Origin of the sequence: Flavobacterium sp. DG2-3 (genome assembly GCF_030730925.1) — a bacterium.
Classification (GTDB): Bacteria; Bacteroidota; Bacteroidia; order Flavobacteriales; family Flavobacteriaceae; genus Flavobacterium.
On record NZ_JAVAMB010000005.1, the window covers coordinates 1 to 20,430 of the forward strand.

Here is a 20,430-nt window from a genome sequence, read left to right on the forward strand (position 1 = left end):
GAATCTCTGCTATTATGTCTCATCGTAACAAAATTTATTAAAGTTAAATTTTGTTACCGAATTATCTAACCTTTACAATTCGACGAAGGAGAAATCTTCGCAAGTAGCTCGACAAGCTGAATCTCCAATCTTTGTAGAGTTTCAAGCGGAGATTTCTCGTTCCTCGAAATGACAAAAAATGAGAATAACCTTTGCGCCTTAGCGACTTTGCGAGATTAATCAACTACAGAGCTTTAAAATAAACTTACATGACTTATATGGTTCAAAAACAACCAAAACAGGAGGGTACAGGATACATATAACTTTATGTTCAAGTAAATTGGACGAATTATTTGGTAAAAGTGTTAAAAATACATTTATTTGTAAAATTTATATACTTAATTTTAATTGCCCAATAATTTTTTACCAAGAAAAAAATCAAAATATTAAATAATGCGTTTGAATTCATTTACTAAAATCCTGAGCTTCTTTTTAATACTCTGCGTTTCGTTTTCTATAAATGCGGCCGAAATATGGGTTTCCCCGAAAGGGAATGACAAAAACTCAGGAACAAAAGAAAGTCCACTGGCTACGGTTCACATGGCGATGCGAAAAGCCAGAGAACTCCGCCGTTTAAAAGATCCATCTGTAAAAGACGGAATCAGAATTGTAGTAATGGACGGAACGTATTATTTAAACGAACCTTTATTTGTAAGACCAGAAGATTCTGGAACTGCCGATAGTCCAACGACAATTGTAGCCGATGCAAACGCAAAACCAATTATTAGCGGAGGAGTTGAAATCAAAAACTGGACAAAATCAACAGCCGTTATCAACGGACTTAAAAAAGGCGCTGTCTGGGTGGCCGACGCTCCTAAAAAGGCAGGAACTCTAATTGATTACAGACAATTATGGGTAAATGGCAAAAAAGCCGTAAGAGCCAAAAATACTGCTGGAACTACAATGGAACGCATTCTATCGTGGAATCACGAAGAACAAACTTGTTGGATTCCGTTTAAAGATAAATCGGTGAAGTTTGAGCCAGGAATGGAAATGTTTATTGTACAATGGTGGTCGAATGCCAACTTGCGTATCAAAAATATCGAAGTGAAAAAAGACAGTGCAAAATTGTCGTTTGAAGAACCAGAAAGCCGTATTCAGAGCGAGCATCCGTGGCCAGCACCGTGGATCTCTAAAAACAACGGAAATTCGGCTTATTTCTTAAACAATGCTTTTTCGCTTTTAAACGAACCGGGAGAATGGTTTTTAGACAAGAAAAATGCTAAAATTTATTATATTCCGAGAGCGGGTGAAGATATTAATTCGGTTAAAGTTACGGCTCCTGTTTTAGAAAATCTGGTTGAAGTAAAAGGAACGATTGATTCTCCTGTAAGCCATTTTAGATTTAAGGGAATTTCGTTTCAATACAGCAACTGGCTTCGTCCTTCACAACAAGGACACGTGCCTTTGCAATGCGGATTGTATCTTTTAGATGCTTATAAATTGAAACAGCCGGGAACGCCAAATCAAGCGAATTTAGAAAATCAGGCTTGGGTTGGAAGACCTCGTGCTGCGGTTGAAGTCAATTATTCGAATAATATTCAGTTTGAGTCGTGTCGTTTCGAGCATTTGGCTTCGACTGGTTTGGATTTAAATAAAGGAACGAATCACAATACGGTTAAAGGAAATTTATTCAAAGACATTGGCGGAAGCGCTATTAATGTCGGTATTTTCTCTGAAGAACCCTTTGAAGCGCATTTGCCTTTAATCATAAAAGATGAAAGAGAAATGTGTTCGGATGAAGTAATTGCAGATAATTTAATTACCAACGTAACCAATGAAGATTGGGGAACTTTAGGAATTGCAGCAGGTTTTGTGCGAAACCTTACCATTGAACATAATGAGATTTCAGACGTTTCGTATTCGGGAATTTCGATGGGTTGGGGCTGGACGCATACTCCAAACGTGATGCAGAACAATAAAATTTTGGCGAATAAAATTCATCATTATGCCAAACATTTGCATGATGTAGCGGGAATCTACACGCTTTCGGCGCAGCCAAACAGCCGAATCGAAGAAAATTATATTGACAAGGTTTACAACAGCCCGTATGCACACGACCCGTTTTTATGGCTGTATTTGTATACCGATGAAGGTTCGGAAGGTTTTACGATAAAAAACAACTGGATTGCCGAAAAGAAAATCCTTAAAAACCATAACGGTCCAAAAGGAAATATTTGGGAGCATAACGATCCTTACGTAAGTTCTAAAATTAAAGACGCAGCGGGAATTCGCGAGCCTTACGCGGCAGCTTTAGAAAAAGAAATCGTAATCGACGAAAAATGGGGATTGCAAGAAATGCCAAAACCGTATGCAATTGAATTAATCGGAAATGATTTCGACATCGAAAAAATCAAATCGACTTTGGTTGGATTTAGAATTGTAGGTCAGGAATTTTACCAATGGAAAAATCATTTGGTGATTTACGGAAAAATGAATCAGCCCGAAAGAACGAAACGAAAACTGGCGGGAGCTTTTCCTTCTTTAGAAATAAAAATATATGAAGATCTGGTTTACGATTTCCAAAACTTCGAAAGATGTAAAGATTCTAAACCAGCATCTGATTGGGAAAATGTGGTTTTAACGGCGAATTTACCTGCTGATGAAAAACTGCAGAAAGAATATGTAGAGTATCACAAAACGCAATTCGAAAAATGGCCAGAAGTTGCCAAAGGTTTCTGTAACGCCGATTTTCAGCAGTTGCAGGTTTTCAAAAAAGATCGTCAACTAATCTTGGTAATCAGTATTCCGAAAGGAGAAAATCTGGATAAGCTAAATCCGAAAACAACACAAAATAATCCGCGTGTAGATGATTGGAATGCCTTAATGAAAAAATACCAAACTGGAATTGAAGGCGCAAAACCAGACGAAACTTGGATTTTCTTAAACAAAGTAGAGACGAAATAAAATATTATTAGCCACGAATTCACGAATTTTCTTTTGAAATACTTTACCTAAATATTATTCGAATTAATTCGAAAAAATGACCGCAAAGATTTTAAAAAATAATTCGTGAATTGCTTCGCCTGTTCGCTATCGCTCGGGTCATGGCGAAAAAAAAATCTAAAATCTAACATCAACAATCTAAAATAAATAACCACCCATGTTAAAAATAGCCATTCTGGGACTTGGAGAAGGACGAAGCACAATGTCAGCCGCTATCGAAAGTTCGAAACTAGAACTTGTAAAAGTATGCGACCGAAACGAAGAATTGTGCAAACAAAGAGCAAAAGAATTCGATTTCCATTCGTACACTACCAATTACGATGATTTACTAAATGATGAATCAATTGATATTATTGCGATTTATACACCAGACCATCTTCATGCAACACATGTAAAACAAGCTTTGTTGAGCGGAAAACATGTTGTTTGTACCAAACCCTTTATCGATGATCTTTCGGATGCTAAAGAGTTGTTAGAACTAAGTAAATCAACAGGAAAGAAAGTTTTCATCGGACAGAGTTCCCGTTTTTTCGAACCAGCTAAAAGACAAAGAGCGGATTACGAAGCGGGCTTAATTGGTGATTTAATTACGATTGAAGCCCAATATCATGCCGATCACAGATGGTTTTTAAAGAAAGAATGGTCTTTATTGCAGTCGTTTAAATGGTTGTACGGAGGTTTGAGCCATCCTGTAGATTTCATCAGATGGTACCTGCCGAACATTCAGGAAGTAATGGGTTACGGAATGATCAGCAGTAACGGACAGTCAGCTGGATTGAAAAATGAAGATACGATGCACTTTATTTTCAAAGCAACCGACGGCAGAATTGCACGTGTAAGCGGTGTTTATACTTCACCAACGCAGCCTGCACAACGCGACAGCGGAATGAGTACGATTTTGAGAGCTACAGAAGGCGCAAGCCAGGCCGATTATCACGAATTGCGTTATGCGGTTACCGATAAAACAGGTGAAGAAAAAGTAATTACGTGGGGCGACAGCACCTTAAAATATTATTTCCGTTTTGAAGGGCAGAGCCACCACGGAGGAGAATATCAGAATTATTTAGAATATTTCGTAGACAGTATCGAGCAAGGTTTTACGGCGTATCCAGATATGGAAGAAGGAATTGGAACTGTGGCTTTACTGCAGGCAATGGATAAATCGTTGCAAACTGGAATGCCGGTTAAAATTGCCGATATTCTTAATGAATACGGACTATGAACAGTATCTACGATAAATTAACCACGCTCGATTTTATTATAGTAGCGGTTTATCTGGTGACTTTATTGGTCATTGGATACATAGTAAGCGTGAAGCAAAGCAAGAAAAACGAAACTCTTTTTCTGGCAGGAAATTCTTTAAACTGGTACAATATCGGGTTTAATATGTGGGGAACCAACGTTGGACCTTCGTCATTGCTGGCTTTTGCGAGTATCGGTTACGCAACGGGAATCGTGGCAGGAAATTTCGAATGGTATGCTTTTGTGTTTTTACTGCTTTTGGCGATGGTTTTTGCACCGCGTTATATTGCGAGTAAAGTCAGCACGATGCCGGAATATATGGGAAAACGCTACGGCGACAGCACGCAGAACATTCTGGCTTGGTACGCTTTGGTGAAAATTTTGGTGAGCTGGCTTTCTTTGGGATTGTTCAGCGGAGGCGTATTAGTGCGTCAGATTTTGGGAATTCCGATGTGGCAGAGCGTTACCGTTTTAGTGATTTTCTCTGGAATTTTCACTTTCGCAGGCGGCTTAAAAGCGATTGCGAAAGTCAACGTTTTTCAAATGATATTACTGATTGTCGTTTCGCTTACGCTTTCGTATTTAGGATTGCAGAAAGTAGGCGGAATCGACGTTTTACTTTCCAAAACACCTTCTAATTTTTGGAATTTAGTCCGTCCGGCGGATGATGCGAGTTATCCATGGCCAGCCATTTTGCTTGGATATCCTGTAGCTGCTGTTGCATTTTTCTGTACGGATCAGTCGATGGTTCAGAGTGTTTTGGGAGCTAAAAACTTAGAGCAGGGACAATTGGGTGTAAATTTCATCGGATGGCTGAAAGTAATGGCGCTTCCGTTGTTTATTCTGCCTGGAATTTTGTGTTATGTTTTATATCCCGAATTAGGAAAAAACTCCGATTTGGCTTATATGACCATGGTTACGAATCTTTTCCCAAGTGGAATGAACGGTTTGGTAATCTGCGTTATGATTGCCGTTTTGGTGGGAACAATTGGTTCTTCGCTAAATGCTTTGAGCGCCGTTTTTACGAATGATATTTATGTAAAGAAAATCAATCCAACGGCGACCATACAAGACCAGATTAAAATTGGACGAATTACTATTGCAGCTGGATGTTTGTTTGCGATTTTAATGGCGGTTGCGATTGATAATATAAAAGGGCAGAATTTATTCAATATTTTTCAGGCGGTTTTGGGCTTTTTGGCGCCATCGTTGTCTGTGGTGTTTTTATTGAGTGTTTTCTGGAAACGCACCACCAAAAAAGCTGTAAACTTTACCTTATCTTGGGGTTCGGCGTTTAGTTTGTTTGTGGGCGTTTTATACCTGTGGATTTTCCCTGCCGATAAATATCCGGTTTGGCCTCACTTTTTATTGATTTCGTTTTACATTTTTGCTGTTTTAACCGTAACGGCAATCGCTATTTCGTTATTAGATAAAAATCCCGAAACCAATTTTTCTGATGAAACAGATATTCCAAAAACAAGTAAAAAAGTGAAGTTGTTATTCGGGTTATTAGGACTGACGATTTTGGTTTTGTATTTGGTTTTTAATGGGAATTAAAGAGATTCATTTTTTATATTTTACAAACGCTTTCTATAGACGAAAGCGTTTTTTTTATGTTTGTTTGAAAAAATTAAGAAAGTAAATACGTGTTAATTTTTAAAAATAATTTGTAAGTTTGTTTTTACAGAAGATTGTCTTTTTATTTAAAAAATAGAATCTTCGAATGAATTTGAAAATGAACTACAAATTTAAAGTTCGGTTTATATAAGAACTTTTAATTATCTTTGCTAAGCTGGAATTATGAGGATTATTGGGAAAAAGACAATTTTAAAAATTAAAAAGAAAAACATAGGCAATAAAAAGTTATGCGACGAAATCGACAAGTTAATTGCTGATTTAGAAAAGTTTAATCCTGAAAAAGATAATCTTAGCGAAATTAGAAATGATGCAGACTGTGTGCACAATGAAGGTTTTTATTTCTTTAATATTAATATTCACAGAACACTTATATTGATTGAGTTTGATGATGATGGAGAAGCTACAATTGTTTGGGCAGGAACGCATCAGGAATACGAATCGACATTTAAAAATAACAAAACGACTATTGAAAAATGGTTACGAAAAAATAGCTATATAGAATAATGAAAACGCATTTTGATATAGAAAAATTAATAGAAAAAGGTATAATTACAAACGAATTGGATTATGAAAGAGCTCTTATTTCTGATCGGAAACTAAGGCTTTTAGCAAAAGACAACGTCTACTTTAAAAACGTGAGATCGAAGCTTCGTGAGATAATTGAGAAGTATGAAAATGCTGAATGGAGTGATGTCGATAAAATTGATGATCAAAAGATTTTAGAAAGCGATAAATCTGAACGTATAGCAGAATTAGAAAGATTATTTCTTGAAAACAGGAAACAAATAATAAGAAAGAAACTTAAAGAACTTGAATTAACACAGGAAAATCTGGCTTTAATTTTAGGTCATAAAAGTAAGACTTATATGTCTGAACTTATGAATGGAATTAAACCATTTACTTTGAGAGATTTAATTATTATAAATAGATTGTTGAAAATTGAAATAGCAGTTTTAATACCTGTATTTCTTTCAAAAGAAGACCAGACTAAAGTACAAGAGGCTGTAATAAAATTGGGAAAACCAAAAGTAAAATTAACAAGCCATGATTTAGTTTTATCTTAAACTTATAAAATTTTGAATTATAGAAAACGTTTTCCAATATGAAAGCGTTTTTTTTATTTCGTAGAAACCAACAACCCCAACATAAACCTTTAAATATTTAGAAATTTCATAAAGTGTTTCAACAGAAGGCTGAACTTCATTAGTACACCAACGCGAAACAGTTGCTACCGTTTTTAGTATACATAGCGCACGGTTTCAATCGTGGGTACATATCGTTGAGGATTTGCATTGCGTACCCACGATTGAAATAGGCTATATTCTAAAATAGAAAACACATAACATTCGACAGAACGTTATGTGTTTTTATTTATGTAGAGAATTATTCCCTGAGAATAATTTAGACCACTTTAAAAATTTGTGTGTTTACACGAATATTATTAGGAGCCTCCAAACCTGGGTTTTCATAATTGCTGAATTCTAAATTAACACCTGGTCTAAAAAATAAACAATGTGTTGAACCTCCAAAATGAAACATTCCCAGTTGGTCACCTTTTTTTACAATATCGCCAGCTTTTACAGTTATTTCGCAACTAGAAACCTCCGCCATTCCCACAGGCATTACACACATAAGTCCAATAGCAGGATTATCGGCCTCAATAAAAATAAGGGCTCTGGTGGCAACTGCTGTTAAAAACGCTTGAGAATTGTTGGGTGCGCTAGAATCTGGTCCTTGTGGATTGTAAAAACCCTGATATAGATTTTCTAAATAATAAGTACCATTTACAATAGCCGTTTTTACGATTCTACCGTTTACAGGACTGTGCCAGCGGTGATAGCTCAAGGCGCTCAAAAAAGCCTGATAAACTGTTCCACCAGCAAATTGTGGTGTTAATTCATCAAAATTCAGCATGTTTTCTAACGAATACGGTTGTCCTTTTAACCAAAACTGATCTGATAAAGCTACATTTTTAGCCACTTGCAAAGGTGCCGACTCACAGGCATTTACAATAATCGAATCATCATTAGGAGCAGTAACAGGGCGTACATTTGCACAAAACAATCTGGTGAAAAAATCATCCCAGCTTTTGAATCCATAATACGGATCGGAAGGATTGGACTGAAAAACATCAGAAAATGTAGCGCTGGCAGGAATAGGATTCGGTTCTAAGCCCAAAGCTCCTTTAGCAACTTCCATCATTTCAGATTGTGCCAATTCGCTTAACCATGCAATTACGTTTTCTGAAGGATCATTTTCGATTAAAACATATCTGGAATCTTCCGAAACCAAAAATTTAGACCAGTAGTTTAATATTTTCTTCAACTGCTGATTAACCAATGCATTTGAAAAAACATCATATCCAAAATTGGTTGCCATTGGCCAGGCTAGAAGCGCATTAATAGGAAAACCAATCATACCCGCAGGCGATTGATTTCCAGGAGCACCGGTTTGGTAGGCTTCGGGAGCGGTTTGCATGATTCCGTTTAGTAAAACAAGAAAATCTTCAAAAGTCACAGGCTCCGGTTCCCAAGGTAAGGGAGTACTTTGTTTTAAAAAATGTGCTTCGGCAAACATTCCCTGCACATTCGCATACAAAACGGGGTCCGAATATACCATATTTTGAAATTCGACAATTTCAGGAATAAGTGGCGTTGGATTTTTTTTGGTAAATTCCTTTAATTTTAATGTCCAATTTTCGATAATTTGCGGATCCTGTGGCAGCCAGTTTCCTAATAATTGTTTTGCTTTAGTGAATGTAGTTTTTTCCATAAATTTTTTGGTTAAATTAATAGATTAGGTGTTTTAGAAAAATAATTCAAAAAACTAACTAGTTACTTGGGCTTATATTAGGATGTTCATAGGCGGATATCGATAGTGAATTTTTTTTTATGAATTCTCTTGCTAATATCGTAAAAAATTTAGAGAATTGAAATAAAATGTAAGAATTTTATGTTACGAATTAATGTCTCACAAAAAGAATTTAAAGTTTGCCACAAAGGCACCAAGGCACAAAGATTTTATGAATTGCCACCAGTTTTACCTGAAGGTATAAAGCAAGAATAGAAAAAGGCTTTAGCCAAACTATTTACATTTGACTAAAGCCTTAGCTTTGCAATTATCTTTATCATCCACCAAAAGCTGGATATAATTCAACTTTTAAAAAAACTTTGCGTCTTAGTGCCTTCGTGGCAACATAAAAAAATTAAGCCTTTTTGCGACCTTCAATATTAGGCAAGAATCCAGTAATTACACCAATCAACGGCAGAAACGCACAGATTTTAAATACATACTCAATACTCGTTGCATCGGCGATTTTTCCTAGAATAGCAGAACCTAATCCTCCCATTCCGAAAGCAAATCCGAAGAAAAGTCCCGCTACTAAACCAACTTTACCAGGCATCAATTCGGTTGCGTAAACCAGAATCGCAGAGAAAGCAGAAGAAAGAATCAATCCAATGATTACAGACAGAGTTCCAACCCAGAATAGAGAAACGTAAGGCAACATTAACGTAAACGGCGCAACACCCAAAATAGAAACCCAGATTACGTATTTTCTTCCGAAACGGTCACCAATTGGTCCTCCGATTAAAGTTCCAGCTGCTACGGCACCAGAAAACAAGAATAAATACACTTGCGACTGCTGAATAGAGATATGGAATTTATCAATCAAAAAGAAAGTGTAATAACTCGTAATACTGCTCATGTAGAAATATTTAGAGAAAATTAGAACCAATAAAATAGCTAAAGAAGCAATGACACGGTTTTTAGACAAATGATGCGTTTCAATTTTATGTGCTGATTTGTTAGCCATTCTTTCAGAAAGGTGTTCAGTGTACCAAATCGCAATTTTATACAAAGCAAAAATTCCGACCAAAGCAATTATACAAAACCAAGCCACATACGATTGTCCGTGCGGAATAATGATAAATGCAGCTAATAACGGTCCGATCGCGCTTCCAGCATTTCCTCCCAATTGAAAAATAGACTGTGCCAATCCTTTTTTTCCACCTGATGCCAAATGCGCCACACGAGAAGATTCAGGATGAAAAATAGAAGATCCGATTCCGATTAAACTTACTGATAATAAAAGAAATACAAAACTTGTTGAAATTGAAACCAGAAATAATCCGACCATTGTAAAACACATTCCGATAATTAGCGAATACGGTTTAGAATTTTTATCGGTATACATTCCCACAAACGGCTGAAGGATGGAAGCAACCATTTGATACGTAAGTGTGATGATTCCGATTTGAGTAAAACTCAAACCAAAATTATCTTTAATAAGCGGATAAATGGATGGAACTACAGCTTGTAAAAGATCATTAATTAAATGCGAAAAGCTGATTATAAATAAGATTGAATACGTGGTTTTTTTAATGACTTCTGGTTGTACTTTAACGGTTTCCATGAGTTATTTTTAGATTAATATTTGTTTGGAAAATAATAGTGGCACTAATTTTTTACAAAATTGAAATAAATAACAATGTCAAAATTGCTATATTTGGACAATGAATAATCAGATTCGGACATTTAGGGTAGCACAAGATTACGGATTCCAGATAGATCCGTCAATTCCTGTTTTAGGATACACAGAAACAGTGAATTATGAAACTTGTATTTCGCATGCTCATCCGCGCGGGCAGTTGATATACGCAACTCGCGGTGTGATGAATGTTGTCGTAGGCAATAATATTTGGGTGGTGAATCCGTTGCAAGGTTTATGGATTCCGGGTGGAGTAGAGCATCAGGTTACTTTTCAGAAAGATGTTAATTATTACAGCGTTTTTATAGATCCATCGGTTACTAAAGGGTTGCCAATCAATAGTTTCTCTTTTGATATTCCGATGTTTTTAAAACAATTAGTTTTTAAAATCATCACATTTGGAACAGAAGGAGATCTAGAAGCTTCTCAAAGAAGAGTAATAGATGTTTTTCTAGATGAATTGGCTTTAATTGTACCAAGTGCAACTTTCTTGCCCACAACAAATGACGAAAGACTTCAAAAAGTAGTCGAGCTTTTAATGAATGATGTTGCGAGCAAGCAAACCATAGATTATTATGCTGAACTTTCTTTTATGAGCACGAGAACTTTATCACGCTTATTTATTAAGGAATTGGGAATGAATTTCAGCGATTGGCGCACTCGTTTGAAGTTGCTTGAAGCCATTAAAAGATTAGGCGAAAAACAATCCATTAAAGAAATTGCACTCAATTTAGGTTATGAAACTCCAAGTGCCTTTATTTTTATGTTCAAAAAACATTTAGGAAAAACACCTTCTAATTATATTTTGGAAGATGAAAATGAGGATAAAATTTCTGCATAATTGAACGCGGATAAAACGGATTCGCTACCACGAAGACGCTGATTGACGCGGATTTTTTATTTAAACACATAGAAACATAGATTTTTATTTACTTGACTAAATAGAGAATGTTGAAAATGACTTAGTCATTAACACATAGCTATGTGTGTTTAAACAAGTGAAACGCCTTTTTACACACAGATAAGTCTATGATTCTATGTGTTTAAAAATTTAAAAATCCGTTTCATCTGCGTCCCATAAAAATCGTAACATCATTTTTTTTAATACTAAAAAAGTGATAACTCGTAATTTTTCCCTTAAAAAATTATCAAAGATTACTGTTTTTTATGAAATAGCAGGATAGTGCAGGTTGTGAAATGTGATAATAACACTTATCTTTAGTCCCAAAATAAACTTACTATGCTAAACCGCCCTTCCATTTTTAAGATTATATTTCTTTTTGCTGTTCTTTTTTCTTGCTCGCTAGTATTGGCGCAGGAAAAACAAAAAAAAGCGACATGGATCTGGTATCCAGGAGATTTTGAAGTTTGGTTGAGCAATAAAATGCAGGTAAGACGTACAGAACGTGAAGCGGTTTTTCCACCGCTTTGGCAATATTATAGCCCTTATGCCTTAGTAACTTTTCAGACAGAGGTAGATATTCCAAAACCAGATGAAGTAAAAATTTACTCAGAAGGACCTTTTCAATTACTTTTAGATGGCGTTCAGATTTACGGACAGCCGAAATCAATTACAGTTCCTGCTGGAAAACATAAAATTTCATTTAAAGTTTACAATCAGGAAGTATTGCCTGCAATCTATATTGAAGGTAACTATGTTAAATCTGATGCTTCATGGAAAGTAACCAACGAAGATAAACTTTGGATTGACGAAGCTGGTAAAGCACAGCAATCGGGTACGCCTTGGGTTCCTGTTGGTTCTTGGAACTTTGATTCTCCAAAAACTAAACCTTCGGAGTTTAAATTGACAACCAAACCTTTATTCGCAAAAAAAACAGAGAAAAATGGAAATGGAGATTTGGTAGATTTCGGAAAAGAAACTTTCGGTTACATCAAAATTCACGGTTTAAAAGGCAAAGGAAAAGTAGCGCTTTATTATGGTGAATCTCGCGAAGAAGCCTTAGATACTGCCAAATGCGAAACTTTAGACCATTTATATTTTGATGGAAAACAAGCTGCAACTTATACGCACGATGGTTCAAAAGCATTCCGCTATGTTCAAGTGCAGGCTGATGCAGGCGTAAAATACGATTCGATTTCGATGCTTTACGAATATCTTCCATTAGATTATCGCGGTGCATTCAAATCTTCAGACGAACAATTAAATAAAATTTGGGATGTGTCGGCGTACACGATGCATTTAACGTCACGCGAATTTTTTATAGACGGAATCAAACGTGACCGCTGGGTTTGGTCTGGCGATGCGTATCAAAGTTATTTGATGAATTACTATTTGTTTTTTGATTCGCCTTCTGTAGAGAGAACGATGGTCGCTCTTCGAGGCAAAGACCCTGTAACGGCTCACGTAAATATTATAATGGATTATTCTTTGTATTGGTTTGTAGGTGTTTACGATTACTACTTGCATACAGGCGATACGAAATTCATTAAAACTTTTTATCCAAGAATGAAATCGCTGATGGATTTCTGTTTAGAAAGAAGAAATAAAAACGGTTTCCTCGAACCATTAGAAGGCGACTGGGTTTTCATTGATTGGGCAGACGGATTGCCAAAAACTGGTGAAGTTAGTTTTGAGCAAATGCTTTTGGCAAGAAGTTTAGAAGCAATGGCGGTCAGCGCTAAAATTGCAAATGAGAATGAAGATCAAAAACAGTATGAAAAACTATCAGCTGATTTGAAAGCAAAATTATTTGATGTGTTTTGGGATAAAAAAGAAAACGTCATGAAACACCAGCGCATTGACGGAAAAATGCAGAATATCGTAACCCGATACGCTAATATGTTTGGTATTTTCTTCAATTATTTTACTGAAGAACAAAAGCAAAGTGTAAAAAATAAAGTCTTACTGAATAAAGATGTTCTTCAAATCACAACCCCATATATGCGTTTTTACGAGTTGGAAGCTTTGTGCGCTATGGACGAACAGGATTATGTTTTAAAAGAAATGAAAGAGTATTGGGGTGGAATGTTGAATGAGGGCGCGACATCTTTCTGGGAAGAATACAATCCAAAGAAAAAAGGGGCGGAGCATTTAACGATGTATGGTCGTCCGTACGGAAAAAGCCTTTGCCACGCTTGGGGAGCAAGTCCGATTTACTTATTAGGAAAATATTATTTAGGTGTAAAACCAACCGCTCCAGGTTATTCAGAATATGAAATCAAACCAAATTTGGGAGGTTTACAATGGATGGAAGGAAAAGTCCCAACACCAAACGGAGAAGTTGCCGTGTATTGCAGTACCAAAGAGATCAAAGTAAAAGCAGGCGAAGGTGAAGGAAAATTAATTTTTAAAAGTGCCAGCAAGCCCAAAACAAACTCTGGAACGATTACGGAATTAGAAAAGAATAAATATCAGTTGATTGTTAAGCCGAATGTAGAGTATAAGGTGAGTTATAAAGCACTGTAGTCCTTAGTCCCTAGTTATTAGTCCTTAGTTTTAACGTCCAGTTTGTCATTGCGAGGAACGAAGCAACCTCAGTAATAATTACACAAAGTGATTTTGCAAATGTGATTGCTTGGTTCCTCGCAATGACAATCAAAAAAATAAAAAACCAATGTTTTCAAAAAATAACAAATACAATTTCAATCTAAAAACTGCTTTCCTAGCGCTCTTTTTCCTATGCTTACAAGCCAACGCTCAAACAGCATGGAAATCAGCTTCATTTGAAATTGTAAAATCCAATTACAAAACGTTCAAAACTACTCAATACGCACATGTATTTTCAGGAAGTAAACACAATATTGTTCGTTTAGCGCCAGAATTACAAGGTTTAAAAGGAATCGAACTTCCTTTAGATAAATATAAAAAAGGTACAAATGCGCCATTGCAGTTAAAATTTAAAGAAGCTGTAACAGTTTTGATTGGAGTTTTTCAGGAAAATAATTCCGAATATCTTCAAGCTGATAAACTTCAAAATGGCAAGTTAATTTTAGAAAACGGAGTAACGATTACAGGTTTACCTCCAGTAAATATTTATGCTGTTTCTTATTCAAAAGGAACTCAAAACATCAATTTTGGAAAAGGTTTATTCGCCATTTTGGGAGTTGTAAAAGCTTCTGAAAAACTAGAATCTAGAGACGCCAAACTTCCAGACGGTAAATTGTGGAACCCAACTTTTATCGTAGAAGGATTTTCAGATGAAAAACCACTTTTTGAAGTTATAGGCGGAGAAAACAAACCCGTTATTGATGAAGGAATGTCTGGAACAGAAGACATTCAAGGCGGTTTTGAAGGTGGACGTGTGGTGAAAGTCGGCGATACCTATCATATGTTTCCAACGGAAAGAGCGGGAGAAAAAGGCGTTGATTATTATTACGATCGTGTAAAAACTAAAATCGGACATTGGACAAGTAAAGATGCGATTCACTGGAAAAGAGAATCGACAATCTACCAAGCAAGCGGAACTTATGCCGTAACCGAAGACGATAATCCGATGAATGACCGTCGTGCGGCAATTTGGTCGTATATGCCGGTTTTTAATGAAAAAGCAAACAAATGGTACGGCTATTATTTGGCTTATACTGTAAGTAAAGAAATAGAACCGAATCACTCTTTCGGGAGAATTTGGCGTTGCGAATCAATGGTTGAAGGAATAAATGGAATCGGTGGGCCTTATAAAGACATGGGAATCATCATGGAACCAGGATTAGATTCTCAGCCTTGGGAAGGCCGTCAAGGAGTTGCTTCATTTTTTCCGTATCAGGTTGGAGAAAAATATTTCGGATTTTACAGTGGTGCCTATCCGTTTAATTCATGGGCAGATTATCCGAAGAAATCAGGAAAAGGCTGGTTTGTGGCTTTAGCCGAATCCAAAAGTTTAGAAGGCCCGTGGTTGCGAATGAACAAAGGTTTGGAACCAATCAAAACGATGCATCCGCTTTTTGTGGAGAATCCAATTGTTAGTCAGTTACCAAACGGAATGTACATAGCGATTTTCGACGGAGGTCCAGACGGCTGGGGACATCATTTACCGAATATGATTGCGTATTCGTTATCAGCAGACGGCGTAAACTGGGCAGAAGCGCATTATCTTCCAATCGAAACCAAAGTCGATAAATGGTGGGATATTATGAGAACGCCACTTTGCTTAATCCCAGAAGGAAATGATGTTTATACTATCGTGTACAATGCCATCGATTTAAAAAGAAGATTTCATCCAACGGGAATGGTAAAAGTTAAATTGAATAAAGACGTAATGGAGTCTCGTTTAAAGGAATTGAAGAAGTAAGACGGAGTAGAAGCAAGATGCAAGAAACAAGATTTTGAGAATAGAAAACTTTGCGACTTTGCGAGATTAATTTGTCAAGAAAAATAAAAAACTTAGTGCCTTAGCGCCTTCGTGGCCAAAACCAAAAACCAATGAAAATTAAATATCTTTTAATTGCTGTTTCAGCACTTTTTATATCTAGCTGCGCCACCAAATACAAGAAAAGAGAAATTACCGACACCGTAATGCAGGAAATTTACGAGGAAATAAAAACACCTTACAAATACGGATTAGTAATGGTGCCAACAGACAACTCATACAAAATGGATTGCCCAAGTGTATTCAGAAAAAACGGTAAATGGTACATGACGTATTTAATTTACGACGGAAGAGGTTACGAAACATGGTTAGCAGTAAGTGATAATCTTTTAGACTGGAAATACTTAGGAAAAGTAATGTCGTTTTCAGAAAATGAAAAACACTGGGATGTGAACCAAAAAGCAGGATACATTTCGTTGCAGGATATGACTTGGGGCGGAAGTTACGAATGGGAAAAATATGATGACAAATACTGGATGAGTTATTTTGGCGGAGACAGTAAAGGTTATGAAGCAGGTGTTTTATCCATCGGAATGGCATATACGAAAGAAGCGCCGACAAAACCGCACGAATTTCAAAGATTAGAAAATCCGGTTTTAACGCCAAAAGACAAAGACGCCAAATGGTGGGATAACAGCACGATGTACAAAAACAGTGTGATTCGTGATAAAGATAAATTGACGGGACACAATTTTATCATGTATTACAATGCCCGTGGCGATAGTATAAACCCTGCTAAAGGCGCAGAGCGTATTGCAATGGCAGTATCCAACGATATGAAAACTTGGAAACGTTATGGCGATAAACCTTTAATCAATCATCATAAAGGAATTTCTGGAGACGCTTATATTCAGCGTATTAATGATACTTGGGTGATGTTCTATTTTGGAGCTTTCTGGACGGGCTGGAATCAGGGTGCATTTAACCGTTTCGCCGTTTCGAATGATTTGGTAAACTGGACAGACTGGAAAGGCGACGATTTAGTTAAATCTTCTGAACCTTATGATGATATGTTCGCTCATAAATCTTTTGTGGTAAAACATGATGGCGTAGTGTTTCATTTTTACTGCGCGGTTAACAAAGCAGAACAAAGAGGTATTGCAATTGCGACTTCGAAGGATTTAGGAAAAAGCAAATTGAATTTCGTGGCTCCGCCGGAGAAGAAGAAAAAGAATTAAGTATTTAGAATTAAGTATTAAGACACAGTTTTGTCATTTCGACCGAAGGGAGAAATCACACTCGTAACCACAAAGATTGTCGATTATAGTGGTGGAATTCCTAGTGCGATTCCTCGTTCCTCGGAATGACAAAAAACTAAAAATAAAATAATGTTTCAACCAACTCAAAAAAATCACTTTTCAAGGTTTCGATTTTCGATACCAAAATCCATATTCACATTTTTTATTTTACTTCTAACATCTTACGTTAGCGCCCAATCCGTAACAGGAGAACCCGCAGGCGTACCAGAACTGAATAAGAAATACGAATTTGCTCCTTGGGAAGACCCAAAAATTACAAGTATCAACAGACAGCCTTCTCGTGCTACAGCATATTCGTACACATCAGTTGAAGACGCTTTAAAAGGCGACAGAACCAAAAGCCGAATGCAGATGTTGACGGGCGATTGGGATTTTAAATATGCTGTAAACTTAAAAGAAGCATCTAAAGATTTTTATCAAAACAAAGTTTCGGGCTGGGATAAAATTGAAGTGCCATCTAACTGGGAAATGAAAGGTTACGACAATCCAATTTATAAAAGTGCCGTTTATCCGTTTCGACCGATAAATCCGCCTTTTATTCCGAAAGATTACAATGGAGTAGGTTCGTATCAAAGAAGTTTTACTGTTCCTGAAAATTGGAAAGACATGACCGTAACTTTGCACTTCGGAGCTGTAAGTTCAGGTTTTGAAGTGTGGTTGAACGGAGAATTTTTAGGATATGGAGAAGACAGTTTTCTGCCTTCAGAATTTGATATTACGCCTTATTTAAAAGCAGGAGAAAATGTAGTCTCAGTTCGCGTAATCCGTTGGACGGATGGTTCTTATTTAGAAGACCAAGACCATTGGAGAATGAGCGGTATTCAGCGTGAAGTGTTTATTATGGCGGAACCAAAACTGCGCATTCAAGATTTCTTTGTGCAGACTAAATTAGATAAGAAATACGAAGATGCGATTTTTAAACTGCGTCCTAAAGTAGAGAATTTGACTGGAGAAAGAGTTCAAGCTAAAGATTATATGATGAATGTTCAGTTGTATGATGCGAATAATGCACCAGTGTTCAAAGAACCACTTCAGAGACCTGTACTTGATTTAATCAACGAAAGTTATCCTCGTCTGGATAATGTGCGTTTTGGATTCTTCCAAGAAAATATTAAAAATCCGAAAAAATGGAGTTCAGAAGAACCGAATTTATACACGATGGTTATTTCGATTAAAGATAAAAATGGCAATGTAACCGATGCTAAAAGCTGTAAAGTTGGTTTTCGTTCAATCGAATTCTCGAAAGAAAACGGAAAAATGCTCATTAACGGAAAAGAAACTTATGTGTACGGCGTAAACCGTCACGATCATCATCCGACAAGAGGAAAAGCGGTTACAAGAGAAGATATCAAACAGGATATTACAACGATTAAAAAGTTCAATTTCAATTTTATACGTACAAGTCATTACCCAAATGATCCTTATTTTTACGAATTATGTGATCAATACGGAATTATGGTGATGGACGAAGCCAATCAGGAAACACACGGAATTGGCGGAAAATTAGCTAACGATCCGCTTTGGACAAATGCTTATATGGAACGTATGATCAGAATGGTTGAACGTGATAAAAACCATCCGTCTGTGGTCATGTGGAGTTTGGGTAATGAAGGCGGAAAAGGTCCAAATCATGCTGCAATGTCGGGTTGGGTTCACGATTTTGACATGACTCGTCCGGTGCATTATGAACCAGCACAGGGGAATGCAAAATTAGACGGCTATATCGATCCGCTTGATCCGAGATATCCCAAAACAATTGACCATGCGTACCGCTTTGAAAATCCGCAAGATGATTCGTATGTCGATATGGTCAGCCGTTTTTATCCGGGCGTTTTTACACCGAAATTTTTAGTCGATCAAAAGAAAGATACACGTCCGATTATTTTTGTTGAATATTCTCATGCCATGGGGAATTCCGTTGGAAATCTAAAAGAATTATGGGATGAATTCCGTTCGCTTCCAAGAGTGATTGGAGGTTGTATCTGGGAATTCAAAGATCAGGGAATCGTAAAATTCGATTCTAGATCAGAACAAAATTATTTTGCTCACGGAGGAGATTTCGGAGAAAAATATCATGACGGAAATTTCAATACAAAAGGAATTGTAGATTCTTACGGAAAACCAAAAGGTTCGCTTTTTGAGAATAAATGGGTTTATCAGCCAGCGGTTTCAACTTTAAACGGAAATCAGTTAGAAATTAAAAATCGCAGTGCAGTTAAATCTTTAGAAAGTTATATTCCGGTTTTAAGAATATTAGAAAACGGAAACGTAATTAAAACTCAGATTTTAAAACCTTTAAAAGTAGAAGCAGGACAATCGACGACTTTAAATATTAGTTCATATCTGCCAAAGATGAAAGCCGATGCCGAATATATTTTAAATATAGAATTCCAGCTTTCAGCAGATGAACTTTGGGCTTCTAAAGGTTACACTGTCGCGGAAGATCAATTCGTGATTCAGAAGAAAAGCGAAGTTAATCCAGCTGCTAAAGGAACAGTGAATGTTTCGGAATCAGATTCGGATTACTCTATTAAAGGAAAATCATTTGATATTAAAATCAACAAAACAAATGGAGCTTTGAGTTCGTACGTTTTCAACGGAGAAGAACAGGTTTTTGCGCCATTGCTTCCTAACTTCGTAAGACCTCTGACAGACAACGACAAACGCGGATGGAAATCGCAAAAACTGTTGAAACAATGGTACAAAGCAAAACCAAAATTGGTAAATGTAAAAATTGACAAATCGGCTTCTGAAATTAAAGTTACAAGCGATTACGAAATTATAAAAGACAGTGCGAGCGTAAATGTGGTGTACAACATCAGTCCAGACGGCGTGATAAAAATAGATTACAGTTTAAAAGCTTCAGATAAATTGCCAAATATTCCAAAAATCGGAATGCAGATGGGCGTTCAAAGAAAATTCGACCAGATTTCGTGGTATGGAAAAGGCGAATTGGAAAATTACAGCGATAGAAGTTTTGGCTCGTTTGTTGGTAAGTATTCATTGCCAATCAATGATTTTATAGAGCATTATCCAAAACCGCAGGAAAACGGAAACCGATGTGATGTAAGATGGATGGCATTAACAACTCCTCAGAAAAATCAAGGTTTTGTTGTGGTAAACGATACTAAACTTTTGAGCATGAGTGCGTGGCCATATACGCAGGAAAACCTAAGTGCATCAGGTCATACTTATGATTTAAAAGACCCTGGGTTTTTGACGCTAAACATCGATTTAATACAAATGGGAGTTGGAGGAAATGATAGCTGGACGATTGTAGCACAGCCAATTGAACAATATCAAGTCAAATCAGGAAATTATCAATATAGTTTTTATTTAACGCCTTTCAGCGGCTCGAAAAATCAGTTGGAGAGTAGTTTGAAGAAGTTTAAGTACTAGCAATATCAATTAAAAATTAAGAATTAAAATTAAAAGATATAGTTTGTCAGGCTGAGCGGAGTCGAAGCCCACGCAAAGTAATTCGACAAAA

General features: G+C 36.6%; 13 protein-coding genes. 10 read left to right on the forward strand and 3 right to left on the reverse strand.

All coding sequences use genetic code 11. From position 1 onward, the window contains the following. Positions 1 to 432 precede the first annotated feature (432 nt). The 5 genes from Q9Q97_RS08935 to Q9Q97_RS08955 all read left to right on the forward strand — a co-directional run bounded on the left by Q9Q97_RS08935 (position 433) and on the right by Q9Q97_RS08955 (position 6,929). A complete protein-coding gene (locus Q9Q97_RS08935; RefSeq protein WP_306156246.1) occupies positions 433 to 2,946 on the forward strand; it encodes an L-rhamnose mutarotase in 2,514 nt (837 codons plus the stop codon). 196 nt (positions 2,947 to 3,142) lie between these two features. Next, positions 3,143 to 4,207 carry a Gfo/Idh/MocA family protein gene (locus Q9Q97_RS08940; protein ID WP_306156247.1) on the forward strand — a complete coding sequence of 355 codons (1,065 nt, stop codon included), beginning with the start codon at positions 3,143 to 3,145 and terminating at the stop codon, positions 4,205 to 4,207. Next, positions 4,204 to 5,784, forward strand: coding sequence for a sodium:solute symporter (locus Q9Q97_RS08945; RefSeq protein ID WP_306156248.1), 1,581 nt, complete (start codon positions 4,204 to 4,206; stop codon positions 5,782 to 5,784). Before Q9Q97_RS08940 ends, Q9Q97_RS08945 begins: the two co-directional genes overlap by 4 nt. Positions 5,785 to 6,027: 243 nt before the next feature. Further along, positions 6,028 to 6,369, forward strand: coding sequence for a type II toxin-antitoxin system HigB family toxin (locus Q9Q97_RS08950; protein WP_306156249.1), 342 nt, complete (start codon positions 6,028 to 6,030; stop codon positions 6,367 to 6,369). Beyond that, complete coding sequence (locus Q9Q97_RS08955; RefSeq protein ID WP_306156250.1) at positions 6,369 to 6,929, forward strand: helix-turn-helix transcriptional regulator; 561 nt, start codon at positions 6,369 to 6,371, stop codon at positions 6,927 to 6,929. Before Q9Q97_RS08950 ends, Q9Q97_RS08955 begins: the two co-directional genes overlap by 1 nt. On the opposite strand, the gene Q9Q97_RS23265 is transcribed toward Q9Q97_RS08955, so the two are convergent. The 3 genes from Q9Q97_RS23265 to Q9Q97_RS08965 form a co-directional block, all read right to left on the reverse strand. Beyond that, the gene (locus Q9Q97_RS23265; protein ID WP_371878211.1) at positions 6,921 to 7,109 is read right to left on the reverse strand and encodes a helix-turn-helix domain-containing protein; all 189 of its coding nucleotides are present in this window, start codon (positions 7,107 to 7,109) and stop codon (positions 6,921 to 6,923) included. The two genes, Q9Q97_RS08955 and Q9Q97_RS23265, sit on opposite strands and share 9 nt — an antisense overlap. Positions 7,110 to 7,266: 157 nt before the next feature. Beyond that, positions 7,267 to 8,637: a phosphatidylserine decarboxylase family protein gene (locus Q9Q97_RS08960; RefSeq protein ID WP_306156251.1), complete on the reverse strand. Its 1,371-nt coding sequence runs from the start codon at positions 8,635 to 8,637 to the stop codon at positions 7,267 to 7,269. Positions 8,638 to 9,070: 433 nt separating this feature from the next. Beyond that, on the reverse strand, positions 9,071 to 10,279 hold the full coding sequence (locus Q9Q97_RS08965; RefSeq protein ID WP_306156252.1) for an MFS transporter: 1,209 nt from the start codon (positions 10,277 to 10,279) through the stop codon (positions 9,071 to 9,073). A 100-nt stretch (positions 10,280 to 10,379) separates the two neighbouring features. Between Q9Q97_RS08965 and Q9Q97_RS08970 the strand changes: the two genes are divergently transcribed. The 5 genes from Q9Q97_RS08970 to Q9Q97_RS08990 all read left to right on the forward strand — a co-directional run bounded on the left by Q9Q97_RS08970 (position 10,380) and on the right by Q9Q97_RS08990 (position 20,339). Next, on the forward strand, positions 10,380 to 11,195 hold the full coding sequence (locus Q9Q97_RS08970; protein WP_306156253.1) for a helix-turn-helix domain-containing protein: 816 nt from the start codon (positions 10,380 to 10,382) through the stop codon (positions 11,193 to 11,195). 399 nt (positions 11,196 to 11,594) lie between these two features. Continuing rightward, positions 11,595 to 13,781: an alpha-rhamnosidase gene (locus tag Q9Q97_RS08975; protein ID WP_306156254.1), complete on the forward strand. Its 2,187-nt coding sequence runs from the start codon at positions 11,595 to 11,597 to the stop codon at positions 13,779 to 13,781. 148 nt (positions 13,782 to 13,929) lie between these two features. Continuing rightward, positions 13,930 to 15,603 (forward strand): hypothetical protein, encoded by a 1,674-nt coding sequence (locus Q9Q97_RS08980; RefSeq protein WP_306156255.1) that lies wholly within the window; start codon positions 13,930 to 13,932, stop codon positions 15,601 to 15,603. Between the two features lie 131 nt (positions 15,604 to 15,734). Next, on the forward strand, positions 15,735 to 16,859 hold the full coding sequence (locus Q9Q97_RS08985) for a glycosylase (protein ID WP_306156256.1): 1,125 nt from the start codon (positions 15,735 to 15,737) through the stop codon (positions 16,857 to 16,859). A gap of 150 nt (positions 16,860 to 17,009) precedes the next feature. Further along, a complete protein-coding gene (locus Q9Q97_RS08990; RefSeq protein WP_306156257.1) occupies positions 17,010 to 20,339 on the forward strand; it encodes a glycoside hydrolase family 2 TIM barrel-domain containing protein in 3,330 nt (1,109 codons plus the stop codon). The last annotated feature ends 91 nt before the right edge of the window (positions 20,340 to 20,430 follow it).

What these genes read in the sequence shown, in the direction of transcription:
- Q9Q97_RS08935 (WP_306156246.1), top strand. Translation starts at nt 433, where the DNA reads ATGCGTTTGAATTCATTTACTAAAATCCTGAGCTTCTTTTTAATACTC.
- Q9Q97_RS08940 (WP_306156247.1), top strand. Translation starts at nt 3,143, where the DNA reads ATGTTAAAAATAGCCATTCTGGGACTTGGAGAAGGACGAAGCACAATG.
- Q9Q97_RS08945 (WP_306156248.1), top strand. Translation starts at nt 4,204, where the DNA reads ATGAACAGTATCTACGATAAATTAACCACGCTCGATTTTATTATAGTA.
- Q9Q97_RS08950 (WP_306156249.1), top strand. Translation starts at nt 6,028, where the DNA reads ATGAGGATTATTGGGAAAAAGACAATTTTAAAAATTAAAAAGAAAAAC.
- Q9Q97_RS08955 (WP_306156250.1), top strand. Translation starts at nt 6,369, where the DNA reads ATGAAAACGCATTTTGATATAGAAAAATTAATAGAAAAAGGTATAATT.
- Q9Q97_RS08960 (WP_306156251.1), bottom strand. Translation starts at nt 8,637, where the DNA reads ATGGAAAAAACTACATTCACTAAAGCAAAACAATTATTAGGAAACTGG.
- Q9Q97_RS08965 (WP_306156252.1), bottom strand. Translation starts at nt 10,279, where the DNA reads ATGGAAACCGTTAAAGTACAACCAGAAGTCATTAAAAAAACCACGTAT.
- Q9Q97_RS08970 (WP_306156253.1), top strand. Translation starts at nt 10,380, where the DNA reads ATGAATAATCAGATTCGGACATTTAGGGTAGCACAAGATTACGGATTC.
- Q9Q97_RS08975 (WP_306156254.1), top strand. Translation starts at nt 11,595, where the DNA reads ATGCTAAACCGCCCTTCCATTTTTAAGATTATATTTCTTTTTGCTGTT.
- Q9Q97_RS08980 (WP_306156255.1), top strand. Translation starts at nt 13,930, where the DNA reads ATGTTTTCAAAAAATAACAAATACAATTTCAATCTAAAAACTGCTTTC.
- Q9Q97_RS08985 (WP_306156256.1), top strand. Translation starts at nt 15,735, where the DNA reads ATGAAAATTAAATATCTTTTAATTGCTGTTTCAGCACTTTTTATATCT.
- Q9Q97_RS08990 (WP_306156257.1), top strand. Translation starts at nt 17,010, where the DNA reads ATGTTTCAACCAACTCAAAAAAATCACTTTTCAAGGTTTCGATTTTCG.